Origin of the sequence: Paractinoplanes aksuensis (genome assembly GCF_024137025.1) — a bacterium.
GTDB lineage: Bacteria > Actinomycetota > Actinomycetes > Mycobacteriales > Micromonosporaceae > Actinoplanes > Actinoplanes aksuensis.
Window position 1 is genome coordinate 19356 of record NZ_JAMYJR010000042.1, and the last position, 22942, is coordinate 42297.

General features: G+C 70.7%; 14 protein-coding genes. 11 read left to right on the forward strand and 3 right to left on the reverse strand.

The window, feature by feature from the left end; translation table 11 throughout:
• Positions 1-42: 42 nt before the first annotated feature.
• From M1L60_RS36825 to M1L60_RS36845, 5 genes are all read left to right on the forward strand, one after another.
• Positions 43-1212: a GDSL-type esterase/lipase family protein gene (locus M1L60_RS36825; protein WP_253242193.1), complete on the forward strand. Its 1170-nt coding sequence runs from the start codon at positions 43-45 to the stop codon at positions 1210-1212.
• A gap of 57 nt (positions 1213-1269) precedes the next feature.
• Positions 1270-1986, forward strand: a complete 717-nt coding sequence (locus tag M1L60_RS36830; RefSeq protein ID WP_253242194.1) for a hypothetical protein — start codon at positions 1270-1272, stop codon at positions 1984-1986.
• Between the two features lie 155 nt (positions 1987-2141).
• Positions 2142-9569 (forward strand): LamG-like jellyroll fold domain-containing protein, encoded by a 7428-nt coding sequence (locus M1L60_RS36835; RefSeq protein ID WP_253242195.1) that lies wholly within the window; start codon positions 2142-2144, stop codon positions 9567-9569.
• Positions 9570-9578: 9 nt separating this feature from the next.
• On the forward strand, positions 9579-10241 hold the full coding sequence (locus M1L60_RS36840) for a hypothetical protein (RefSeq protein ID WP_253242196.1): 663 nt from the start codon (positions 9579-9581) through the stop codon (positions 10239-10241).
• Positions 10217-10744 (forward strand): hypothetical protein, encoded by a 528-nt coding sequence (locus M1L60_RS36845; protein ID WP_253242197.1) that lies wholly within the window; start codon positions 10217-10219, stop codon positions 10742-10744. The genes M1L60_RS36840 and M1L60_RS36845 overlap by 25 nt, the downstream gene beginning before the upstream one ends.
• Here the strand turns inward: M1L60_RS36845 and M1L60_RS36850 are convergent.
• Positions 10741-11592 (reverse strand): AraC family transcriptional regulator, encoded by an 852-nt coding sequence (locus M1L60_RS36850; protein WP_253242304.1) that lies wholly within the window; start codon positions 11590-11592, stop codon positions 10741-10743. The two genes, M1L60_RS36845 and M1L60_RS36850, sit on opposite strands and share 4 nt — an antisense overlap.
• An 86-nt stretch (positions 11593-11678) precedes the next feature.
• Between M1L60_RS36850 and M1L60_RS36855 the strand changes: the two genes are divergently transcribed.
• Positions 11679-12638, forward strand: a complete 960-nt coding sequence (locus M1L60_RS36855; RefSeq protein WP_253242198.1) for an acyl-CoA dehydrogenase family protein — start codon at positions 11679-11681, stop codon at positions 12636-12638.
• A 48-nt stretch (positions 12639-12686) separates the two neighbouring features.
• The gene (locus M1L60_RS36860) at positions 12687-13613 is read left to right on the forward strand and encodes an NADP-dependent oxidoreductase (protein WP_253242199.1); all 927 of its coding nucleotides are present in this window, start codon (positions 12687-12689) and stop codon (positions 13611-13613) included.
• Here the strand turns inward: M1L60_RS36860 and M1L60_RS36865 are convergent, their stop codons facing one another.
• Positions 13614-14363 (reverse strand): GGDEF domain-containing protein, encoded by a 750-nt coding sequence (locus M1L60_RS36865; RefSeq protein WP_253242200.1) that lies wholly within the window; start codon positions 14361-14363, stop codon positions 13614-13616.
• A gap of 435 nt (positions 14364-14798) precedes the next feature.
• Here M1L60_RS36865 and M1L60_RS36870 point away from each other — a divergent pair, with 435 nt between their 5' ends.
• Positions 14799-15005: a DUF397 domain-containing protein gene (locus M1L60_RS36870; protein WP_253242201.1), complete on the forward strand. Its 207-nt coding sequence runs from the start codon at positions 14799-14801 to the stop codon at positions 15003-15005.
• On the opposite strand, the gene M1L60_RS36875 is transcribed toward M1L60_RS36870, so the two are convergent.
• On the reverse strand, positions 15006-15827 hold the full coding sequence (locus M1L60_RS36875) for a helix-turn-helix domain-containing protein (RefSeq protein WP_308208591.1): 822 nt from the start codon (positions 15825-15827) through the stop codon (positions 15006-15008).
• 261 nt (positions 15828-16088) lie between these two features.
• On the opposite strand from M1L60_RS36875, the gene M1L60_RS36880 reads away from it, so the two are divergent.
• The 3 genes from M1L60_RS36880 (at position 16089) to M1L60_RS36890 (ending at position 22851) form a co-directional block, all read left to right on the forward strand.
• Complete coding sequence (locus M1L60_RS36880) at positions 16089-16571, forward strand: FBP domain-containing protein (RefSeq protein WP_253242203.1); 483 nt, start codon at positions 16089-16091, stop codon at positions 16569-16571.
• Positions 16572-16691: 120 nt separating this feature from the next.
• Positions 16692-19832, forward strand: a complete 3141-nt coding sequence (locus M1L60_RS36885; RefSeq protein WP_253242204.1) for an RHS repeat-associated core domain-containing protein — start codon at positions 16692-16694, stop codon at positions 19830-19832.
• Between the two features lie 193 nt (positions 19833-20025).
• On the forward strand, positions 20026-22851 hold the full coding sequence (locus tag M1L60_RS36890) for an AfsR/SARP family transcriptional regulator (RefSeq protein WP_308208596.1): 2826 nt from the start codon (positions 20026-20028) through the stop codon (positions 22849-22851).
• Positions 22852-22942 lie beyond the last annotated feature (91 nt).

The window sequence follows — 22942 nt, forward strand, 5'->3', positions numbered from 1 at the left end:
TGCTCTCCGAAAGCTGCCCCAGCCTGAGGAGCCCCCTGAGCCATGCGCCTCCGCCGCCTTGTCGCCACGTTCGCCCTGCTGCTCGTCGCGGGCACCGCCAACGCCGCCCCGGCCTGGAGCGCGACCGCGCCGGCAGCCTTGGCCGACGCCGCGCCGACGGATCTGCTGGCCCGGCTCGACAGTGGTCAATCCGCCGTCGTCACCCTGCTCGGCGACTCCACCGGCGACGAGGACGACGAGTGGTTCCACGCTCTCGCGGTCTGGTTGGCCCGCCTCAACCCTGGACATCACACCACCTATCAGGCGTGGTCCGACCGCGACAAGGCCTACGGCGACGCGGCCGATCTCGGCGGCAGCGCCGGGAGCGGACCCTCGCTGGCCATCTACAACGGCAGCGTGGCCGGCAAGAGCGCCGACTACGCCCTCGGTCAGCTCGCGAAGCTCACCGAGCAACCCAGCGACCTGTACGTGATCAACTACAGCCACAACAAGGGCGCCGTCGCCACCTACCCGGAGTACGCCACCCTCGCCGGCGAGCTGCGGGCCGAGCACCCCGCCGCCGGCATCGTCCCGGTGCTCCAGAACCCCGAGGACGGACCGGGCAAGACCGAGGAGCAGATCGCCGCGCACGCCCAGCGCATCCAGATCATCCGGACGCTGGCCGGCGACAACCGGTGGCCCGTCATCGACGCCTGGAACGCGTTCCGCGCCGACCCCCGCCCCCTGGACGAGCTGCTGCTCGACGGCATACACCCGACGCCGGCCGGACAATCCATCTGGTTGGCGGTCGCCCAGCGCGTGTTCCTGGACCAGTCGGCGCAGGGCAACTGGACCGACTGCCCGACCGGCACCCCGGCCACCGGCGGCTACCTCTGCCTGTGGGACAACACCAACTACGACAATGGTCATCTGCGGCGCAGCTACGAAACCCTCCGGAACACCCGTACGGCCGGCATTCTCGGCTGCTGGAATCTCACCGGCAGCTCGTACTCGAGCGGCTTTTCGGCCTATGACTCGGCGTCCTCCTGGGCGCTGCGGAAGAACCCGGACAGCGCCACCCGCTATCAGGTGCAGATCTTCGATTGGATCAACTGCAACACCGAAGGCAATTCCCGTACGTACGTCGTCGATCAGGACTACGCGGCGGCCGACCTCAGGACGATCGGCTGGAACAACACGGCCGCGTCCGTCCGGGTCACCCTCGCCCCGTGACAGCGGCGCGAGCTTCGGGCTGAAGTGGTGGCACGTCCTCTGTAGAATCCGGGCATCATGATCGGGTCGGCCTGTACCACCGAGGACTGGAGCCCCATCGGGTCGGCGGCCTCGCACTCGCAGTTGGCGGGGGTGGTCGCGGGTCTGGTGTTCGCGGGCATCGTCGTCATCCTCGAGCGGCAGGCGCCCGCCCAGCGGCGCCCGGCCGAAGCGCTGACGCTCTTCGTGGCCGGCTTCTTCACGTTCGCCCTCGACGCCTTCTTCTTCGGGGTCGTCGCCGGGGAACGGACCTGCGATCGTGCCTGGACCGAGACGATGGTGGCCGCCGGGCTGCTGGGGTTCGGCGCGCTGAGTCTGTTCGTGGGCCTCAGCTGGCTGCTCTACTCCCTGGACCGGACGAGTTCGACACCGTTCCGGGCCACCCGGGTCATCGTCTACGTTCGGCCTGCTGACAGTTGCCGAGACAGACCTCTGGACGCCCCGCACGCCACCGGCCGTCTTCGTCACCGCGACGCTGGTCTCAGTCATGCTGCCCACCGTCGTGGTCGTCGTGCACCTGCTCGCCCTGCCGTGGCCGGAGCCCCGCCGGCGCGCCGTCGCCGTGGAGGCGCCGACACCACCGCCGGTCCCATCGGCCGCCGAACGGCCGCGGGCGGGGAGGCTGGCCGGCGGTATCGCATTGGCGGTGCTCGGCTCCGGCGCGGTCATCGCGGTCCGGCGCCGGCGCCGCCGCGCTCGATGAAGGGCCCGGGACTCGCCTCGACGAGGCACTGAAGACGGCCCGAACGAGCACCGTCCACATCCGACCTTGCGTCCATCGATGGTTGTTGCTTAGATGACCTTCAATTCAGCTCTGAGCCACGGGGGACGCGGTGCTGTCGGACGAACGCGCGGAAATTTTCAGCCGGTGGAATGCCGGTCGGTGGTTGGTGGGGGTCCGGGTCATCTGCCTGGCCCTGATCGTGTTGCTGGTGGTGACCTCCAACGAGCTGCCGGCGGCGGCCGCCGTCACGCCGGTGGCGCAGGCCCCGGCGACGACACCGCGCTGTGTCGAGCATCGCGACGATATCGCGTCGGCCGCCGTCGCGGCGAAGCTGTGTGACGGGCGGGTCGAGGCGATCGGGCAGCGCACCGAGACGACCCAGGTGTTCGTCAATCCGGACGGCACCATCACCCAGGAGCAGGCGCTGGCGCCGGTGCGGGTGAAGTCGGGGGAGCGCTGGGAGGACGTCGATCTCACGCTGATCCCGGCCGCCGACGGGTCGGTCGAACCCCGCGTACACCCGCGCGATTTGAAGTTGACCGGGCCGCGCAGCGCGGCCGGTGAGCACGAGATCGTCAGCCTCGGGGCCGGAGCCCAGCGGACCAGCATCTCGTGGAAGGGCAAGCTGCCCGAGCCCGTGCTGGAGGGCAACACCGCGACCTACCCGGACGTCCTGCCCGGTGTCGACATTCAGGTGCGGGCCCAGACCACCGGGTACGAGCAGTACTTCATCGCCAAGGACCGGGCCGCTCTGCGCCGCATCGCGAAGCTGTCGCTGCCGATGAACACGGGCAAGCTCACCGTCGCGCCCGATCAGGCCGGTGGTCTGACGTTCAAGGACAGCAAGGGCAAGGCCGTCGGGCGGGCCCAGGCGCCGGAGATGTGGGACGCGGAGGTGTCCCCGGTGGCCGGCGTCCACGTGAACCGGGCCCGGGTCGGGCTGCGCACCGTGCCCGCGAAGGCCGGCCGGGCCACGATGGTGCTGACCGCCGACGCCGATTTCATGGCGCGCGACGACCTGAAGTTCCCGGTGACCATCGACCCGCCGGCCTCGCTGCCGGTGGCCTTCGACGCGTTCGTGCAGAACGACTACAGCAGCGACCAGTCGGGCACGAGCGAGCTGCGGCTGGGCCGGATCGTCGACGGCAGCTACGCCGCGACCGCCCGTTCCTACCTGCGGTTCAACACGTCCGGCATCTGGAGCAGCCGGATCATGTCGGCCAAGCTGCGGCTGTGGGGGACGCACTCGTGGTCGTGCGGCGCGGCGTCGTGGGAGGCCTGGCGCACCGACCGGGCCGACGCCTCGACCCGCTGGTCGGCCCAGCCCACGGCCCGCGAGAAGGTCGGCACCTCGACCGAGACCAAGGGCTACAACTCCTCCTGCGCCGACGGTTACGTCTACATCGAGGTCGGCAAGGCGCTGCAGTCGGCCGCCGACGGCAAGTGGAACGACGTCACGGTGATGCTCCGCGGCACCAGCGAGACCGACACCAAGGGCTGGAAGAAGTTCGACTCGTCCGAGGCGGGCCGGCCGCCGGTCGTCACGATCACGTACAACGCGGCGCCGGGCGTCCCGACCGCGCAAGCCGTATCGCCCTGCTACACCTCGTGTTCGGCTGATGCCCGTACGAGCAGCCTGCGCCCGACGCTGTCGGCCAAGCTGGCCGATGCCAACGCCGGGCAGGCCCTGCGCGCGTCGTTCGAGATCCGCAACAAGGCGACCGGCGCCGCCGTCGCCCAGTCCGGGGTGCTGACCGGCAATCCGGGCTGGACCAACGGATCCACCGCGAGCTGGCAGGTCGGCACGAACCTGGTCAACGGCACCGCGTACGAGTGGCGGGTCAACGGGGCCGACCCCTATCTCAGCGGCACGGCGACCGGGTGGACCACGCTGACGGTCGACACCGACAAGCCGGGCGTGCCGTTCGTCTCGGCCGCTCTCTACAAGGACGACGGCCAGCCGCACGGCGGGGCCGGCCAGTCCGACGTCTTCACGTTCAGCCCGGCCAGCGGCGTCACCGACCTGGCGGCGTACGTCTATCGGCTCGACACCGACGCCGCCGCGACCACCGTCGCCGCCACGGGCACGACCACGGTGACCCTGAGCCCGCGGGACGGTCTGCGGACGCTGACCGTGCAGGCCAAGGACCGGGCGGGCAACCTCTCGGCCGCCAACAGCTACGTCTTCTCGGCCGGCAACGCCGCGCTGGCCCAGCCGCTGCCCGGCGCGACCGTGGTCAAGCGGACCAAGCTGCAGATCACCACCCCGGTCGCCGGCTACACGCGGGCCTACTTCGAATACCGGCGCGGGCCGGGCGGGGTGGCGCTGCCGATCCCGTCGGCCAACCTGATGTCGGCCACCGGGGCGCCGATCACGGCCACGGCCGGCATCCCGGTCGCGCTGAACAGCCTGGGCGGGCACGCCATCTGGAACGCGGCCGACACGCTCGGTCTGGTCGGCGGCGTGGTCGAGGTCCGGGCCCGGATCTACACCGCCGGCTCGACCGCTCCCGTCTACGACACCGCGTGGGTGCGGGTCACCGTCGACTCCAACGGCGACGGCAGCGCCACCGAGGCGGCCGGTGTGGGCGAGGTCGACCTGCTCACCGGTGACCTCGGGATGAGCGCCACCGACGTCGACGAGCTCGACCTGTCGGTCACCCGCTCGGCCTCGTCGCGCGGACCGGCCGGTGGCTACCTGGCCATGCCCGAGAAGCTGACCGCCAACCAGCAGCAGGTCTCGGCCGACCTCAGCGGGTTCACCACCCCGGCCACCTCGACCGCGGTGCGCTCGACCGCCCGCGGGCAGGGCGATGTGACGCCGCTCGACTCGATCGAGGTCGGCCCGGCCACCTCGGGCACCAGCGTCGACACGTACGTGGCCCTGGGCGGAGACACCGGGGCCATGCGCCTCGGCATGCAGGCGGGACGGACGTACCGGGTGACCGGGTGGATCTACGTCCCGGCCGCGACCGGGCTGGCCCCGGCCAACGCGGGGCACGGCCTGCGGATCGTCGGCTGGTACAAGAACGGCACGGCCTACACCGCGGTGCCCTCGGCCATGGCCGCCTACACCGACGGCTGGCAGGAACTCTCGGTCGACATGACCGTGCCGACCGGCTCGACCGAGGCCCTGGTGCGGCTCTACAACGGTTTCGCCGCGGGCACCGGCAAGAGGGTCTTCTGGGACAACCTCTCGGTGACCGAGATCGTGGCCCCGTTCGGCCCGTCCTGGAACGGCGGCGCCACCGGCGGGTTCGCCGACACCGACTACACCACGCTCAGTCTGCCCTCGCCGTCGGTGGCTCAGGTCAACCTGATCGGCGGCGGCTGGATGACGTTCTCGCGCAACGCCGACGGCACCAGCTACACGCCCGAGCCCGGGAGTGAGGGACTGGTGCTGTCCAAGCCGGACAGCACGACCTTCCAGCTGACCGATCTCGAGGGCGTCACCGTCCAGTTCAAGCAGCAGAACGGGGTCTGGACGGTCACCTCCAGCTGGACCTCGGAGAACGACTCGACCACCCGCTACGTGTACGACACCACGGGCGGGCGGATGTTGCTCAAGCGCGTGGTCAACCCGGCCGAGCCGGGGGTCGACGACGCCAACGGCTGCACCGGCGCCACCCTGCCCCGCGGCTGCGTCGTCCTTGAGTACGTCTACGCCACCGCCACCACGGCCGGCCTGAGCCAGACGGTGTTCGGTGACCACCTCGACCGGGTCTCGACCGTCAAGGTGTGGAACTGGGACGAGGCGGCCGGCGCGGTCACCGCCGTCGACGTCGTCAAGTACGCGTACGACAACCTGGGCCGCCTGCGGGAGGCCTGGAACCCGCGGATCAGCCCGGTGCTGAAGACCGCGTACGAGTACGACGGCGCCGGCCGCGTGGCCAAGGTGACGCCGGCCGGTGAGCTGCCGTGGGCCTACGACTACGCCAACCCCGACGTGGACGCGGCCGCCCTGCGCTGGAACCTGGACGGCGCCGCCACCGACAGCTCAGGGGCCGGCCGCAACGGCACGGCCACCGGTGTGAGCTGGGGCGAGGCCAACGACCCGGCCAACCCGGGGGACCGGGCGGCCCTGTTCACCGGCAACGCCTCGGCCCAGATCACCGCGTCGGGCACGCCGCTGTCGAACACCTCGTCGTACACGGTGTCGGCCTGGGCCCGCATCACCGACACGTCGATGAACCGTACGGTGGTCTCCAAGGACGGCGCCCGCACCAGCGGCTTCTTCCTGAACTACGTGCAGGCCGAGAACAAGTGGGCCTTCTCGCGGGTGACGGCCGACAACGACAGCGCGACCCCGGTCCGGGCCACCTCGAACGTGCCGCCCGTGCTGGGTCAGTGGACGCACCTGGCCGGCGTCTACGACACCGCCGGCGGCCGGATGAAGTTGTACGTCAACGGCCGTCCGCAGACCACCACGGCCGCCACCGGCGGCTGGAACGCCGGTGGCAACTACGTGGTGGGCCGGGGCAAGTGGGCGGCGGCCAACGCCAACCCGTGGGCCGGCGGCATCGACGACGTCCGGGTCTACGGTTCGGCCCTGGGCGACGCCCAGATCGCCACCCTGGCCGGCGACGAGAACGCGGGCCGGCTGGTCCGGTCCCGCCAGGCCGCGCTCAAGCAGGGCAGCAAGACCGAGACCGACGGCGAGCTGACCACCACCCTGGTCTACAACGTGCCGCTGACCAAGGCGGCCGGCGGCCCGCACGACCTGAACGCGGCCACCATGGCCACCTGGGGTCAGAAGGACCTGCCGACCGACGCCACCGCCGTGTTCGGCCCGCGCGATCTGCCCGCCCGCAACCGGGCCGCGGTCGCCGTGCCCGGCAGCGGCGGCTACACCCACGCGAGCATCCACTACCTCAACGCCAACGGGCAGGAGGTGAACTCGGCCGAGCCCGGCGGATACATCGACACCGAGGAGTACGACCAGTTCGGCAACGTGGTCCGGGCGCTCGACTCGACCGACCGGGCGCTGGCCCTGGGCACCCTGCCCGGCGCCGCGGCCGCCCTCGACGAGCTGGGCCTGGCCGGCACCGACACGGCCAACCGGGCGCAGGCGCTGTCCACCATCAACCGGTACAGCAGCAACGGCCTGCAGCTGCTCGAGACGCTGGCCCCGCTGACCTCGATGGGCCTGACCAACGCGCTGGCCGACCCGGACGGGGCGGGCCCGCTGACCGAGCTCGCGGCCGGGGCGGTCGTGCTCGGGCGCACGCGCACCCTCAACACGTACGACGAGGGCAAGCCGGACGGCGCGGCCTATCAACTGCTGACCACGGAGCGGCAGGGCGTGCAGGTCGACGGCTACCCGCTGGCCGACGTGCGGGTCGAGAAGACCGGGTACGCGGCCGAGCACGGTGGCGCCTCGGGCTGGGTGCTGAAGGCGCCGACCAAGAGCGTCACCGACGTGGGCGGGCTCGACCAGACCACGTACACCGTGCACGACCAGGCGGGCCGGGTCACCAAGACGTGGGCTGTGTCCGCGGCCTCGGATGCTGTCGCAACCGAGAACGTCTACTACACGGCCGGCGCCAACTCGCTCGACGCCCAGTGCGGCAACCGGCCGGAATGGGCCGGGCGGATGTGCGTCTCGCGGCCCGGCGGCGCGGTCACCGGTCACGACGCCGACCGGATGGCCTCCGTGCTGCCCAGCCGCCGGATCACCGCGTACAGCCGGTTCGGCTCCGAGACCGAGGTGAGAGAAACAGTGGCCGGTAAGACCCGGACCATCACCACCGAGTACGACCTGGCCGGCCGTGAGACGTCGCAGGCCATCACCTCGGACCTGGGTAAGGCGGTGCCGGCCGTCGTCACCACGTACGACCCGGCCAACGGCAAGGCGGCCACGACCACGGCCGGCGGCGCCACGATCACCCGGGAGTACGACCGCCTGGGCCGGATCGCCCGCTACGTCGACGCCGACGGCGGAGCCACCGTCTACGAGTTCGACCGTTTCGGCAAGCCGTCCAAGACCACCGACCCCAGTGGTACGAGCACCTACTCGTTCGACCGGGCCGTGGACCCGCGCGAGATGCTGACCAGCGTCACCGACAGCGCGGCCGGCACGTTCACGGCCGAGTACGGTCCGGACGAGCAGCTCACCAAGCTCAAGTACCCGGGCGGGCTGACCCGGATCGACCGGCTCGACGCCAACCAGGACCCGGTCGAGCGGACCTACGTGCGGGACTCCGACGGCGAGGTCATCCACGGCGAGTCGATCGTGCAGAACAGTGCCGGCCAGTGGGTCGAGCACGAGTACACGGGCGGCAGCAAGGCGTTCGCGTACGACCGGATCGGGCGGCTGGCCAGCACCCGGCACGACAGCGCGACCACGGCCGGCTGCACGACCCGGGTCTACGAGTACGACTCCCGCAGCAACCGCAAGAGCCGGTCGCAGTATGGGCCGGCCGAGGACGGCGCCTGTCAGACGGCCACCGGCGCTCAGGTCGACCAGCACACGCACGACAGCGCCGACCGGCTCACCGACCCCGGCTACGTCTACGACGCGTTCGGCCGCACCACCGAGCTGCCGGGCGGCCTGACCATCAGCTACCACGTCAGCGACATGGTGCACGAGCAGCAGCTGGGCGACGCCAAACAGAACTGGGACCTCGACCCGAGCGGCCGCCTGCGTGCCAGCAGCGAGTACACCCTGGTCGACCAGACCTGGGAGACGTCGTCGGCCAAGGTCCTGCACTACGGCGACGACGAGGACTCGGCCCAGTGGATCGTCGAGGACGCCGCGGCCGGGGTCGTCACCCGCAACATCGCCGGACCGGACGGCGACCTGGTCGCCACCGCCACCACCGGTGAGGGCGTACGGCTGCAGCTGACCAACCTGCACGGCGACGTGGTCGGGACCATCGACCCCACGCTGACCGAGCCCGAGCTGTTCGACTACGACGAGTTCGGCGTGCCGATGGCGGCCCAGGCCGACCAGCGCTACGGCTGGCTCGGCGGCAAGCAGCGGTCGGGCGAGGCCCTGGGCGACGTGGTGCTGATGGGCGTACGCCTCTATTCGCCCGGAATCGGCCGCTTCCTCAGCGCCGACCCGGTGCAGGGCGGCTCGTCGACCGACTACGACTACGTCTACCAGGACCCGATCAACGTCACCGACCTCGACGGCCGGTGCCCGCCGTGCGTCATCGGCGGTGGCATCGCGGCCCGGATCCTGGCCCGGCAGATCGCCAAGCAGCTGGCCAAGAAGGCGGCCCGCCGGGCCGCGCACAACCGCAAGGTGGCCGGCCGCCCGCCGGCCCGGCCCAAGGGCCCGGCGTCGAGCAACCGCAACAGCAACCGCTACAAGGGACGCAGCTGGGGCTACCAGATCAACTACCGCACCAAGGCGCGCAACCACGAACGGGTCTACAAGTACGGCATCACCAGCGGCCCGTTCGGCTTCATCCGAGCCGCCGTGAGCCTGCGCATGTGCAAGAACAGCGGCCGGCGCAACTGTAGAATCACGAAGATCAAACCGTTCCGGGACAGGCACAGCGCCCGCATGTGGGAGTACCGCAGCTGCCTGAGCTACGTCCGCCGGTACGGCAAGCGCCCGCCGGGCATGCGCCGCAGCTGCCGTTAAGGAGTCGACATGGCGACGCACCAGCTGATCGTGGTCGCTCGGCCCGCCCGCCGTCCGGTGCCGGGCGGTGAGCGGTACGAGTCGGTCATCTACGACCTGACGATCGAGGTGGACACCGCGATCGGCCGGTGCGTCGCCGCCGCGGCCTGGCTCAAGCCCGCCTTCCCGGCCGGCTGCCTGGTCAACGTGCAGTTCCAGCCGCACGAGGGCGACGAGCTGCTGATCGAGAAGCCCCGGTCGAAGAACCGGGGCGGACCGAAAGAGATCATCTGCCCGGTCGGCGTCCCGGTCAGCTGGTTCGACGGCGGCGGCCACGGCGTGCCGGCGATCCGCTTGCTGCGGGCCGTGTTCCAGGTGCTGGCCCTGGTCGGCAAGAACTTCGGGGCCGGGCCGCCGCAGCTGCGCGGCCGGATCAGCGGCGGCAAGTCGGCGGCCGTCGACCCGTTCCGGCCGCCCGAGCCCCGGCCGTCGCCCTACGCGGCGGCGGGCGCCGAACTCGACCGGATGGCCCGCGACACCGAGCCGGGGCAACTGGTCGTGGCCGCGCTGGGTTCGCGGGGCGAGCGCCGGGCCGAGATCCTGGGCGCGCTGGGTACGACCGAGGCCGAATCGGTGCTGAACGGGCCGGGACGAGAGAAGGTACGGACATGGACCGTCCGCAGTCACCCCTGAGGCTGGACGCGGCGGGCGACTCGAAGGAGCTGGCGGAAGCCGTGGTGGCGGTCAACCGCTGCCTCGACGCCTGGCACGGCTTCGTCGGCGCGGCGGTCAGCCGCCCGGTCACCGTGTCGGTCCGGTTCGCCCCGGCGGCCGAGGTCAGCGCGACCACGATCGCCCTGCCGGAATCGCTGGCCGACAGCCCCGAACTGCCGTCGGCGCTGCTGATGGCCGCGCTGGACGCCGTCGAGGCGGCCGGCCGCGAGTGGCCGCACGAAAAGCCGCGCAAGCTGTGGCGCGGCAAGGCCCCGGCCGCCTCCGACGGCTACGCCACCGACCGGGCCCTCGAAGCGCTGTCAGCGGGCGAGCTGCTGCTGCTGGCCCGCCCCGACGACGACAACGGCGACACGATCGACGACTACCTCGAAGAGAAATTGGCCGACGCCGGCATCGCCGAGCCGACCGCCGCCGCCACCGGCCCCGGCTTCACCGCCTGGACGATCGTCCCGCTCGACTAAGACGCGCGGAACCGGCCCGGCGCCATTCCGTAGGCGCGCCGGAACGCGGCCGAGAAGGCGAACTCGGTCGAGTAGCCGACCTGCCGCGCGATCGCCGCCAGCGGCGCCGGGCTCTGCCGCAACAGCTGAGCGCCGAGGCTCATCCGCCGATCGACCAGGTACGTCATCGGGGGAGTGCCGGTCACCGCGGTGAAGCGCCGGTGGAACGTTGTGCGCGACATGCCGGCGACGGAGCTCAGTTGTTCCACCGTCCACGGCCGCTCGGGCCGGTCGTGGATCGCGTGCAGCGCGCCGGCGATGCCCGGATCGGTGACCTCCGGCCGGTCCGGCATTTGGCGCAGCATCTGCACCACCAGCAGGTCGATCAGGGCCGCGCGGGCGGCGTCGGTGCCCGGCTCGGGCCGGTCGAAGTCGGCCTGCAACATGGCGATCAGCGCCCGTAGCTCCGGCTGCTCGGCGTAGTCCGGCGTGATCAGGACGAGCCCCGGCAACTGCCGCAGCAGGGCGGGCACCCGGCCGTCCTCCAGCCGGTAGGCGCCGCAGAGGAACTCGAAATCGGCCGCCCCGGACGGCGCGGGCTCCTCGACCGTGAAGTCGGGCAGATCCTCGAGGGCGCAGGGCGCGTGGGACAACCCGTGCACGACTCCGGCCGCGGTGAAGATCACGTCCCCCGGGCGTACCCGCAGAGGTTCGATCTTCTCCTGGATGAGCCATCCCTCGCCGTGCAGCAGCGCGTGGAAGCCGAGCACGGCCATCGGGGGGAAGCGGAGCCCCCACGGACCCGACTCCGTGATGCGGCGCCCGCTCGCGCGCAGGGCCCGGACGCTGCCGAGCGCCGCAGTGATCATGTCCACGACGGCGATGGTACGTCCGCGTATGGCCTCGGGCCGCGCACGCATGGTCGCGCGGAGCCGGCGCTGGTTCGGTTGAGGACGTGACTTCACCACTCGTCGAGATCCTGTCCGCCCAGGCCGCGGAGACCGAGAAGCAGGGCCGCCCCACCGCGAAGAGCCTGCAGGCAGCCCGGGAGGCCGGCGCTTTCGCCCTGCCCGACCGCACCGCCACCGAGGCCGCCCAGCTGCTCACCGAGATGGCCCGTGGCTGCCCGTCCACCAGCTGGATCGCCGGCACCTCGCTCACCGGCAAGACCTTCAGCCGCCGGGCCCTCGGCGACGTGATCGGCCCGGACACGCTGGTCGCCGGTTCGGGCACGCCGGGCGGCCGCGGCGAAAGGGCCTTCGGCGGCGTACGGGTCACCGGTCGCTGGGCGAACGTCTCCGGCTGCGAGGACGCGGAGTGGGCCGGCCTGGCCGTGCTGATCGACGGGACGCTCTCGTGGGCCCTCTTTCCCCTGCGCGACCTGCGCGTCGAACACACCTGGTCGGCCGTCGGCATGCGCGGCACCGGCAGTCACACCCTGGTCGCCGAGGACGTCCTCGTGCCGGTCGAGCGGGAGGCGCCGCTCGACTTCGCCGAACTGGCCGGTGACATGGTGCTCTTCGGCCTGACCGCGCTCGCCCCGGTCGTCGGCGCCACCCTGGGTGCGCTGGATCTGATCACCGCGATGTTCGCCTCGGATCGCAAGCCCTACATGAGCGCGTACGCCTCCATGGGCGAGTCCCCGGCCGCGCGCACCTGGCGGGCCGAGGCCATCGCTCTCGCGCGGCGCGCCGAGCGCACCATGCTCGCCCTCGCGGCGGCGGGCCCGGGCGACCACGGCCTCGACATGTCCGGGGCGGCCCGGGACTGCCGCGCGGCCATGGACCTGATGCTCGACCTGCACGGCGCGAGCGGCTTCGCGGAGTCCAACCCGCTGCAGCGCCACTGGCGGGACGTCGCCGTGGCGAGCCGCCACCCCCACATCAACGCCTTCCTGGCGGTCAACCGGCTCTGACGTCGGCAGCGATAGGCGGCCGGGACGGCGGGGGTCTAGAGTGGACGCGTGCTGGGAGTCGTCGCGGCCGCGCTTGGCGGGCCTGAGGTGTTGCAGGTGACCGAACTGCCCGAGCCCGAGGCGGGGCCGGGGCAGGTGGTGGTCCGGGTCCGGGCGGTGTGTGTGCACCCGGCCGACGTGGCTTCCACCACGGGGGAGATTCCTCGTGGGCCGGTGCCGACGCCGTTCCTGCCGGGGTGGGACATCGCCGGCGAGGTGGTCTCGGTCGGCCCTGACACGGCGGAATTCGCGGTGGGCGACCGGGTGGCCGGGATGATCCCGTGGTACCTGACGCGGGGTGCGCCGGGCGGCTACGCCGAGTTGGTGGCGGCCGACGCCGAGTGGTTGGTGCCGTTGCCGGCCGAGCTCGACTTCGCGGCCGCGGCCACGGTGCCGCTCAACGCCCAGACCGCGCACCAGGGGCTGGCCCTGGTGTCGCTGGCCATGCTTCCGGCCGGCAGCAGCATTCTGGTCACCGGGGCCAGCGGTGGTGTCGGCGGTTTCGCCACCCAGCTGGCCGTGCAGAGCGGCTTCCGCGTCCTGGCCCAGGCCACCCACGACGATGAGGAGTGGGTGCGCGGCCTCGGCGCGCACGAGGTCGTTTCCCGTACGACCGATCTGTCCACGGTGGGGCCGGTGGCCGCGGTGTTCGACGCTGTGCCCGTCGGTGAAGCGGCCGCAGCCGCCGTCGAGGACAGGGGAATCGTGGTCGTGACCCGGCCCACGCCGGGCTTCGTTCCTTCCCGTGGGGTGCGCCAGGAGCTGCAGCTCATCCGGCTCGACCGCGAGCTGCTGGCCGACCTGGTGAAGCAGGCGGCGGCGGGGCGGCTGAGCACACGCGTGGCGGCAACTTTGCCGTTGACCGAGGCGGCCGACGCCCACCGGCGGGTGCTGGCCGGCGGGCTGCGCGGCAAGCTCGTGCTGACGGCGGACTGACTACCGATCCAGGTACGGATCGGCTTCGGCGCGCATCGTGAGACAGCTCGTGGGGATCGTGTCGACCAGCGTGCCGGCGCCGTACGGGGACCGGTAGCGGACCAGGGCCGCCCATTCGCAGGCGCTCTCGACCACACCGGCCCGGCGGGCGCCGCTGCGATGCACCCACACCGGGGCGCCCGGGCGGCACGCCACCGCGGGTTCCGAGGCGGCCGGCCCGTACGTCTCGGTGTGGTCGCCGTTCTCGGTGGCCACGACCCAGGTGATGCCGGACCGGCCGGCGGCGTTCGCCTGTCGCTTGGCGCTGAACATCGCCTGGTCCGCTCGGCGCAGCAGGTCGGGCAGGTCGTCCGAGCGGCCCGCCGGGACGACGCCGATCGAGGCCGTGACCGCCAGAGTGTGTCCCCGTACGTCCATCGGGGGTGCGATAGCCGCGCTCAGTGCGCCGGCCATCTCGTGCCACCACGTCTCGGGGACGTCGGCGTGCGGGGCGCGGGGCAGGGCGGCGAACTCGTCACCGCCGAGCCGGGCCACCAGATCGTCGCCGAGACCGGTGGCCATGCGCCGGGCGACGACGCGGAGGACCTCGTCGCCGGCATCGTGCCCGTACGTGTCGTTGATCGGCTTGAAGCCGTTGAGGTCGAGGATCACGACGGCCGCCGAGCAGTCGTGGTCGCGCAGCAGTTCCGGGGCGAGCGCCTGGAAGAGGCGACGGTTGGCGAGGCCGGTGAGCTCGTCGTGGCCGGCCATCCATCGGAGTGAGGCACGCTCGCGCTCCAGCCGCTGGACGTGGGCCGAGAGCTGATCGATGCGAGCTTGGAGGTGGGCGACCTCGGACCCTGTGCGCGGCTGAGCGTCCGCTGGCAGTGCACCGCCCGTGTCGGCGGTCGCAGGATCGAGGATCCGCATCGGCCGTCCTCTCAAGACTGCGGCGGACAAGATGGGGTTGTTGAGCGCCGCAAAGGAATCATGACAGTCGGTGCCGGGCCCGTGCAAGATTTCACGAAGACAGGTCTCACCATGACAGGATGCATCCGCACCGGTTTTCGGCTACTCTGAGTGCCGCCACTTTCGTGGTGAAAGAGTCGCGCGTACCCGTTAAAGCTGATTCTGCACGTCAAGCGGACGTCGGATGGGTGGCTCGCCGGTTACGCACAGCAAGCAACTCCAGGGGGAGGGGCGCTGATGAGCAGCGAAACCAGCTGGATTATTTCCAGCCGGTCGACGGGCAACGGCGGCAGTTGCGTCGAGGCCCGCCGCCAGGACGGCTTCATCGAGGTCCGCAACAGCAAGGCCCGTGAGGCCGGCACCGTGGTGTTCACGACCGAGGAGTGGGACTCATTCCTGTTCGGCGCCAAGCGCGGCGAGTTCGACCGGCTCCTGACCGACTGATCAGCGGAACTCCGCGACCGGCACGGAGGCCGTGTTGATCAGGTCGAAGACTCGCCGGTACTCGTCCACCTCGACCTGCTCCTCGAGGTAGAGCGCGCCGACGTGGGATTCTAGGTAGACCACGTCCGGATCGTCCGGGTCGTCGAACTCGAGGATCCGGAAGGCGCCCGCCATCGCCGCGTGCGCGCCGACCGAGAACGGCAGCACGCGGATGTCGACGGCGTCCTCCTCGGACAGCCGGCGCAGATGCTCGATCTGGCCCTTCATCACCTGCTCGCCGCCGACCGGGCGGGCCAGTGCGCCCTCGCCGAGCACCGTCACGAGGCGGACCGGCGGGTTACGCGAGAAGAGCGTCTTCTGCCGCTGCAGGCGGAGCTTGATGTGGCGCTCGGCGATCTCGATGTCGGCCGGTTGCTCGGCGCCGAAGATGGCTCGCGCGTACTCCGGGGTCTGCAGTTCGCCCGGGACGACCTCGCCGTCGTAGCCGAACATCCGGGACGCGGACGCCTCCAGCCCGACGTACAGCTTGAACCACTCGGGGATCACCGGGCTGGCGTCCCACCACTCCTGCTGCGAGGTGCCGAGCGCGAGGTCGGCCAGCGCGTCGGTGATGCTCTGGTCGGCGCCATAGAGCCAGCAGAGCGCGCGTACGTTGGCCCCCGTGACCGGAACTTTGCCGGTCTCGATGCGATGCAGCGTCGGTTCCGAGATGCCCAGCCGCGCTTCCACCACGTCCCGCCGGCTCATGCCGGACGCCGTGCGCAGCCGCGTCAACCGCCGCCCCAATGCCCGCCGCACGACGCGTTGGCCTGTGACCGGCACGCCTTACCTCCGATTGGCCAACCCCTGTGGACGGTGATCCAGACCACCGTACCTTCGATGCCGCCTTGTCAACAGGCAAGTCGTCGCTGCTCACCGGTCGAAGTGCCCGTTCGGCCCGGACCGGCGGCCGCACCCCGCCCGCGTGCGGCGGCCGTCGACTTCTGGATGACCTACGAGGGGCCGATTACCTGACCTTCCCGCCCATGCCTATGAGTTTTATCCTGTTGCCTAAAACATTTAGGCAAACGTAGCCTGGGTGACATGAAGCCACTGACCGAGCAAGAGATCCGGGCCGCGTTCGTCAATACCAGCAAAGGCGAGGCCAAGCGCCTGTACGTGCCTCGTGACCTGCACAAAGAGCCTTGGGAAGAACTCGACTATCTGGGCTGGCGAGATCCTCGCGCGCCCAACCGGGCCGCTCTCGTCTTCGGGGACCACGCCTTGATCCTGCGGGTGCCGAGCCCCGGCGCCGAGCGGATGCGGCGCAGCATGTGCTCGATCTGCTCGACCAGCCCACAGGGCGGCGTCTCGCTGATGGTCGCCCCGCGGGCCGGTAAGGCCGGCAAGCGCGGCGACTCGATCGGCAGCTATATCTGCAACGACTTCGGCTGCTCGCTCTACATCCGCGGCCTGCTCGACCCCGGCCCCGGCGGCCGCCTTCCCGAGACCATCCCCGTCGAGGACAAGATCGAACGCCTGGTCGCCAACCTCATCGGCTTCGTCAGCCGGGTCACCGCGCCGTGACGCGGACGCCAACGAACTCGCTGGGCCCGGGCCGATGTGTAGGGCGTGTGTAGCCGTCCACATCAGACTCCGCTGACACGAGCCGGGCGTGGTGTGCCACGCGGCGAGACAGGGAGTTCAATGAGTCACTATCGAAGTTGGCGTCGATCTTCGATCGCCTTCGGGACGAGCCTCGCAATCCTGGCCACCACCTTGGCCGGCGTCACTCCGGCCCAGGCGGTGACCGCGGAAGCGCCGCCGGTGGGGGTGGGGTCCGCGTTGACCGCTGAGCAAGCTCCTCGGGCCGACGTCCCGGGTGCGGTCCGCACGACACCGGGCATCGGTGGCGCGCCCAGCGGCCGATCGTGGAGGCCGGCCGTCACAGCCGCCGGGTCGGCCGCCGGCGTGACGGCCCGCTCCGGGGTGCGGCCGGTGTCCGGCGCCGGCAAGCCGGGCATCGGTATGCAGGAGTGGTACCCGGTCGAGTTGCGGCAACTCGCCGACCGCCTGCAACTGCTGGTCAACGTGGCCAACGGCAATGTCATGGTCCGGTACTTCGACCTGCGGATCAGCGGGATCGGGTTCGGCACCGACGTGTCGCACGTCTACAACAACCTGTCGGAGGGCTCGGGCTCGTTCGGCCGCGGATGGACCATGTCCACCGGTAAGGACGTCGGACTGGAGATCTCGAGCGACAAGATCGTTCTGCACGGTCCGACCGCGTTCACCAGCACGTTCACCAAGAACTCCAATGGCACGTACAAGGCCGGCAGCGGCATCAACGCCGAGCTGACCAAGAAGTCCGACGGGCAGTACGAGCTGGAGTGGGACGACTCCGAGGAAATCTGGACCTTCCACTCCAACGGCTCGCTGCGCGAGATGCGCAACAACAACGACATCAAGATCAAGCTGAACTACGACGCCGCGAACGCCGACCGGCTCGCGGCGATCTACGACCCGAACGGCCGGGTCACCACGATGAGCGAGTACGACGCGGCGAACCGGATCGTGCGGATGACCGACTGGACCGGCGGCGTGCACGGCCCGTTCACGTACGACGGGTCCGGCAACCTGACGAACTTCCCCGACCGGCTCGGCCACCAGATCCGCTTCGGCTACGACAGCAGTGGCAACCTCACCTCGATCGTCGACCCCCGCGGCAGCACCTACACGCTGGAGTACGACTCGTCGCGCCGGGTGAAGAAGATCAGCGAGCCCACCGGCGGCGAGCCCGCGGTGACCGAGTTCGCCTACCCGGCGTCCCGGAGGACCACGGAGAAGGACCCGCGCGGCAACACCTCGACCTACGAGTTCGACAGCGAGGGCCGCCAGACCAAGGCGACCGACCCGAACGGCAACGAACAGGACAAGGAGTGGACCGCCAACAGTGATGTCGCGTCCACCACCAACGGCCTGGGCAAGAGCATCACGTACGGCTTCGACGGTGCGAACAACCCGACCAGCGCCAGGCTGCCCACCGGCGCCCGCTCGGTGACCGGCTACACCGACGCCACCCACCCGTCCTTCCCGACGTCGATGACCGACCCGCAGGGCAACGAGGTCGAGCACACCTACGGCCCGACCGGCGACCTGTTGTCGGTCGAGTCGCAGGAGGGCGAGCGGGAGAAGTACGACTTCGACCACAACTCGCGCGGCCAGGTGACCAGGACGGAGGACCCGGAGGGGTTCATCACCACCTACCAGTACGACGGCGCGGGCCGGCTGACCACCGAGTTCCCGCCGGGCGCGCTGCAGGAACGCGGGTTCACCTACGACGACCGGGACCGGCTCGTCGAGACCCGCGACGGCAACGACCAGAAGATCCACTACCGGTACGACGCGCTCGACCGGCTCGTCGAGATCCAGCGGGTGGACGGCACCACGTTCACCCCGATCCAGTACAACAACTACGACGCCAACGGCAACCTGAAGAGCCGCTACCACGCCGACACCGGGGTGGAGTTCGTCTACAACCCGCGCAACCAGGTGACCGAGGCCCGCAACACCCGGGGCGGGTTTCGCTACAACGTCTATTACCGCTACGACCTGAACAACAACCTGACCGACATCGAGGACGACGGCGGCCGGGTCAAATACGAGTACGACAAGGCGAACCGGCTCACCTACCAGTCCGGCCCCAAGTCCGGCATGTGGGCGCAGTTCGAGTACGACGACGCGGACAACCGCACGCTCACCCGCTTCGCCGGCGACTTCCGGGTCAAGGCCACCTATGACGACTCCGACCGGCAGACCTCCCTGGTCGCCACCCGGCCCGACGGCACGAAGCCGATCGAGCGGTCCTACAAGTGGGACGACGCCGACGGCGACACCTCGCTGATGCAGTCGGAGAAGCGTGAGGGCGGAGTCACGATCGCCTACGAGTACGACGAGAGCAACCGGCTGACCAAGGCCGGCAGCCATGTGTACGACATGGACAAGGCGGCGAACCTGGAGAAGGCCGAGGGCCGGACCTTCACCATCAACTCGGCCGGGCAGGTCGCCACGTCGGACGGGGTCACCTACACCCACGACGGCAACGGCAACCTGACCACCGGCAGCAACGGCGAACTGGCCGCCACCTACAGCCCGACCAACCAGCTCCTGACGCTGGCCACGAAAAACGCACAGACCATCGGAATTACGTACGACACCACCGACCAGACACAGCGAGCGGTCATCCGCACCGGAACCCGCGAGCAGGTGCTCACCAACACGGCGATCGGCGTCACCGGAGTGGCCACGAACGGCGCCCGGTCCTCGTTCGTCCGCGACTCGGCGGGCACGCTGGTCGGCCAGGTCACCGAGGCCGGCGAGGTGCTGTTCGCGGTCACCGACTACCAGGGCTCGGTGCTGATGCTGGTCGACGGTCAGCACGCCGAGGCGGCGAAATACACCTACAAGCCGTACGGCACCACGGAGAAGACCGGTCGGGCGGCGGCCGGCAACCCGTTCCGCTGGAACGGCCACTGGCAACTCGACGACGCGCACGGCACCTACCTGGTCGGCCACCGCCAGATGGACCCGAAGCTGGCCCGCTGGACCCAGACCGACCCGTCCAACCAGGAGCTGAACCGCTACACCTACGGCAAGGCCAACCCGCTCACCAACACCGACCCGACCGGGCTGGCCGCTGAGGCAGTCGGTTGTGGCTTTTCCTATGTGGGAGGTCTGTTGGCTACCGGCCACCTGATTTTCGCCGTCGCCGCTCCGCCGGCGGCATTCGCTTTGGCCGCTTTCGAACTCATCATTGCCACGGGGGGTGTGGTGACATCCTGCTATTAAAGTGACTTGCGCCCTGGCTACCTGAGCCTCACCGACGTATCCCCCGCGCGGGTGTCATCACTCGCGGGGGATACGGCACGTCGGATCTGAACGACGGCCGACGGTCGTCTCCGCAGGATGCTCAAGCCCTCAACCTCGCGCTCACAGACGCTAGGATGCGAAGAGGCCATCGATTTCTGTGGATGTGAGCAAGGTGCATCGCGGCGTTGAAGGGCCCGCTGCGGCCACCTTTGGGCTACTGGGTCCGCTGGAGATTCGTGGGGATGACGGCACACCCACGTCACCACCCCGCCGGAAACAGCGGGTACTGCTCGCGCTTCTCTTGCTGCGCGCAGGTCAGGTCGTGACAACGGACGAGATCATCGACGCGCTCTGGGGTGAATCCCCGCCCGTGTCCGCACAAGCCAACCTGTACACGTACGTGTCCGGCCTGCGGCAACTGCTGGGCCGGGCGGCGGCCACCGGTGAACCCCGCCCACGGACGATGCCCGGCGGGTATCAGCTCGACCTGCGGCCCGGCGAGCGCGACGCCGACGTGTTCGAGAGCCTGGCCGGGGAGGGGCGCCGGGCCCTCGCCGACAGCCGGCCTGCGACCGCAGCGGAATGCCTGGAGCGGGCTCTGGGCCTGTGGCGCGGCGCGGTGCTCCAGGACATGGACCGCGCCGACTGGCTTCTGCCGTTCGCCGTACGGCTCGAGGAAGCCAAGCTCGCAGCCGTGGAGGACCGGATGACGGCGCGCCTCGAGCTCGGTCATCATGCGGATCTGACCAGCGAGCTGACCGAGTTGATCACCCGTCATCCGCTCCGCGAGCGGCTGTGGGGCCAGCTCATGACGGCGCAGCACCGGTCCGGCGCCCAGCAGCAGGCGATCGAGACGTACGGCCGGCTGCGCCGGCTGCTGAAGGCCGAACTCGGCGTGCGACCCGGCCCCCAGGTCCGCCAGATCTACGAAGCGATGGTCGACAGCGATGCCGCGTCGGACACACCCTCGAGCATCGACATCAAGCCGCCCGGCGTGCGACCGGCTCAGCTTCCCGCCGTGCCGGCGCCGTTCGTCGGCCGCGCCGAGCACCTGCGCCGGCTCGACACGCTGATCGAGCGGGCGCCCGAGGCCGACCCGGTCCAGGTGGTCACCTGCGTGATCTCGGGTCCGGCCGGGGTCGGCAAGAGCACCTTGGCGGCGTACTGGGCCCATCGGGTCGCCGACCGGTTCCCGGACGGTCAGCTCTACGTCAACCTGCGTGGGTTCGACCCGGCGGCCCAGGCCAAGACGCCGACCGAGGCCGTACGAGGATTTCTCGAGGCCCTGGATCTGTTGCCCGAGCACATTCCGGCCACCCTCGACGCCCAGGCCGCGCTGTATAGGAGCCGGCTGGCCGGTCGGCGGATCCTGGTCGTGCTGGACAACGCGCGCGACGCCGAACAGGTGCGGCCGCTGCTTCCCGGCAGCTCGACCGCGGCCGTGGTGATCACCAGCCGCAACCGGCTGACCCCGTTGCTGGCGGTCGGCGGCGCCCACCCGCTGACCCTCGACCTGTTCACCCGGGACGAGGCCCGGGCCCTGCTGACCCGTCGGCTGGGCGCGGACCGGACCGGGGCCGATCCCCACGCCACCGAGAAGATCATCACCGCCTGCGCGCGGTTGCCGCTCGCCCTGGGCATCGCCGCCGCCCGGGCCGACCACAGCGGTTCCTCGCTCGACGGCATCGCGGCCGAGCTGGGCGACGCCACCAGCCGCCTGGACGCGCTGAACGGTGGTGATGCCCTCAGCGAGGTCCGCGCGGTGTTCTCGTGGTCCTACATGGCGCTGACCCCACCCGCCGCGCGGCTGTTCCGGCTCCTGGGGCGGCACGCCGGCCCGGACATCTCCACCGCTGCGGCGGCCAGTCTGGCCGGCCGGCCCCTCGTACAGGTAAGGCAGTTGCTGGACGAACTCGTCCGTATCAACCTGGTCGTCCAGCACGTGCCGGGCCGGTACACGAGCCACGATCTGTTGCGGGCGTACGCCGCCGACCTCACGGACGGCACGAGCGGTGATCCCACCGGTGTGACCAGGCTGATGGATCACTACACCTGCACCGCGCACACTGCCGCCCGGCTCCTGCGTCCGCACCAGGATCCCATCCCGCTGCCGCTCGGCCCGGCCGCGGCGGGCACGATCGCGGAACGACCCGCGGATCTCAAAGCGGCGATGGCCTGGCTGACGGCCGAGCACGCCGTGCTGCTCGCCGCGGGCCGCCGGGCCGGCGCCACCGGTTTCGACCGCCACGCCTGGCAACTGGCCTGGTGTCTGGACACCTTCCTGACCCGGCAGGGGCATTGGGACGACCTCATCGACTCGTGGCGGGCCGCCCGCGACGCGGCCGCGCGGCTCGGCGATCTGGTGGCGCAAGCTCACGCGTACCGCAATCTCGCCCACGCCCAGGCGTTGCTCGGCCGCTACCCCGAAGCCCACGCCGATTACGACCGGGCCCTCGAGCTGTACGCCGAGGGCGGGAGCCCGGCCGGGCAGGCCCGCACCCACCTTCAGCTCGGCGTGGTGTGGGAACGGCAGGGACGTCACGACCTGGCGGTCCGGCACGACCAGCAGGCGTTGACGCTCTATCGGGCCGCCGGCCACTTGCGCGGCGAGGCCGACGCGCTCAACGCCGTCGGCTGGGACTTCGCGCAACTGGGCGACTACCTTCAGGCCCTCGTGCACTGCGAACAGGCCCTCGACGTGCACCTGCGGACGGGGAACCGGCACGGCGCCGCCCACACCTGGGACAGCGTGGGCTATGCCTACCACCACCTGGGTGAGCACGTGCGGGCCGTGGAGTGCTACCAGCATGCCGTCGACCTGTTCCGCGAGCTTCGCGACCGCTACAACGAAGCCGACGCCACCACCCACCTCGGCGACGCCTACGAGGCCGCCGGTGACCCGGTCGGTGCGAGGACCGCGTGGACGCTCGCCCGGAACATCCTCGAGGACCTCGAACACCCGGACGCCGAGCGCCTGCACGCCCGGCTCATGACGTAGCCGGCCGGCGCATGTGGATCAACTGCTCTTCGGCCAACGGCTACTTCGACTACGTTACGAGCCAGAGCAATGGATTCAAAATCTGGAGCAA

Excerpts from the sequence above, each read along its gene's own strand:
- M1L60_RS36825 (WP_253242193.1), top strand. The coding sequence starts at position 43 with ATGCGCCTCCGCCGCCTTGTCGCCACGTTCGCCCTGCTGCTCGTCGCG.
- M1L60_RS36830 (WP_253242194.1), top strand. The coding sequence starts at position 1,270 with ATGATCGGGTCGGCCTGTACCACCGAGGACTGGAGCCCCATCGGGTCG.
- M1L60_RS36840 (WP_253242196.1), top strand. The coding sequence starts at position 9,579 with ATGGCGACGCACCAGCTGATCGTGGTCGCTCGGCCCGCCCGCCGTCCG.
- M1L60_RS36845 (WP_253242197.1), top strand. The coding sequence starts at position 10,217 with ATGGACCGTCCGCAGTCACCCCTGAGGCTGGACGCGGCGGGCGACTCG.
- M1L60_RS36850 (WP_253242304.1), bottom strand. The coding sequence starts at position 11,592 with ATGATCACTGCGGCGCTCGGCAGCGTCCGGGCCCTGCGCGCGAGCGGG.
- M1L60_RS36865 (WP_253242200.1), bottom strand. The coding sequence starts at position 14,363 with ATGGCCGGCCACGACGAGCTCACCGGCCTCGCCAACCGTCGCCTCTTC.
- M1L60_RS36870 (WP_253242201.1), top strand. The coding sequence starts at position 14,799 with ATGAGCAGCGAAACCAGCTGGATTATTTCCAGCCGGTCGACGGGCAAC.
- M1L60_RS36880 (WP_253242203.1), top strand. The coding sequence starts at position 16,089 with ATGAAGCCACTGACCGAGCAAGAGATCCGGGCCGCGTTCGTCAATACC.
- M1L60_RS36885 (WP_253242204.1), top strand. The coding sequence starts at position 16,692 with ATGAGTCACTATCGAAGTTGGCGTCGATCTTCGATCGCCTTCGGGACG.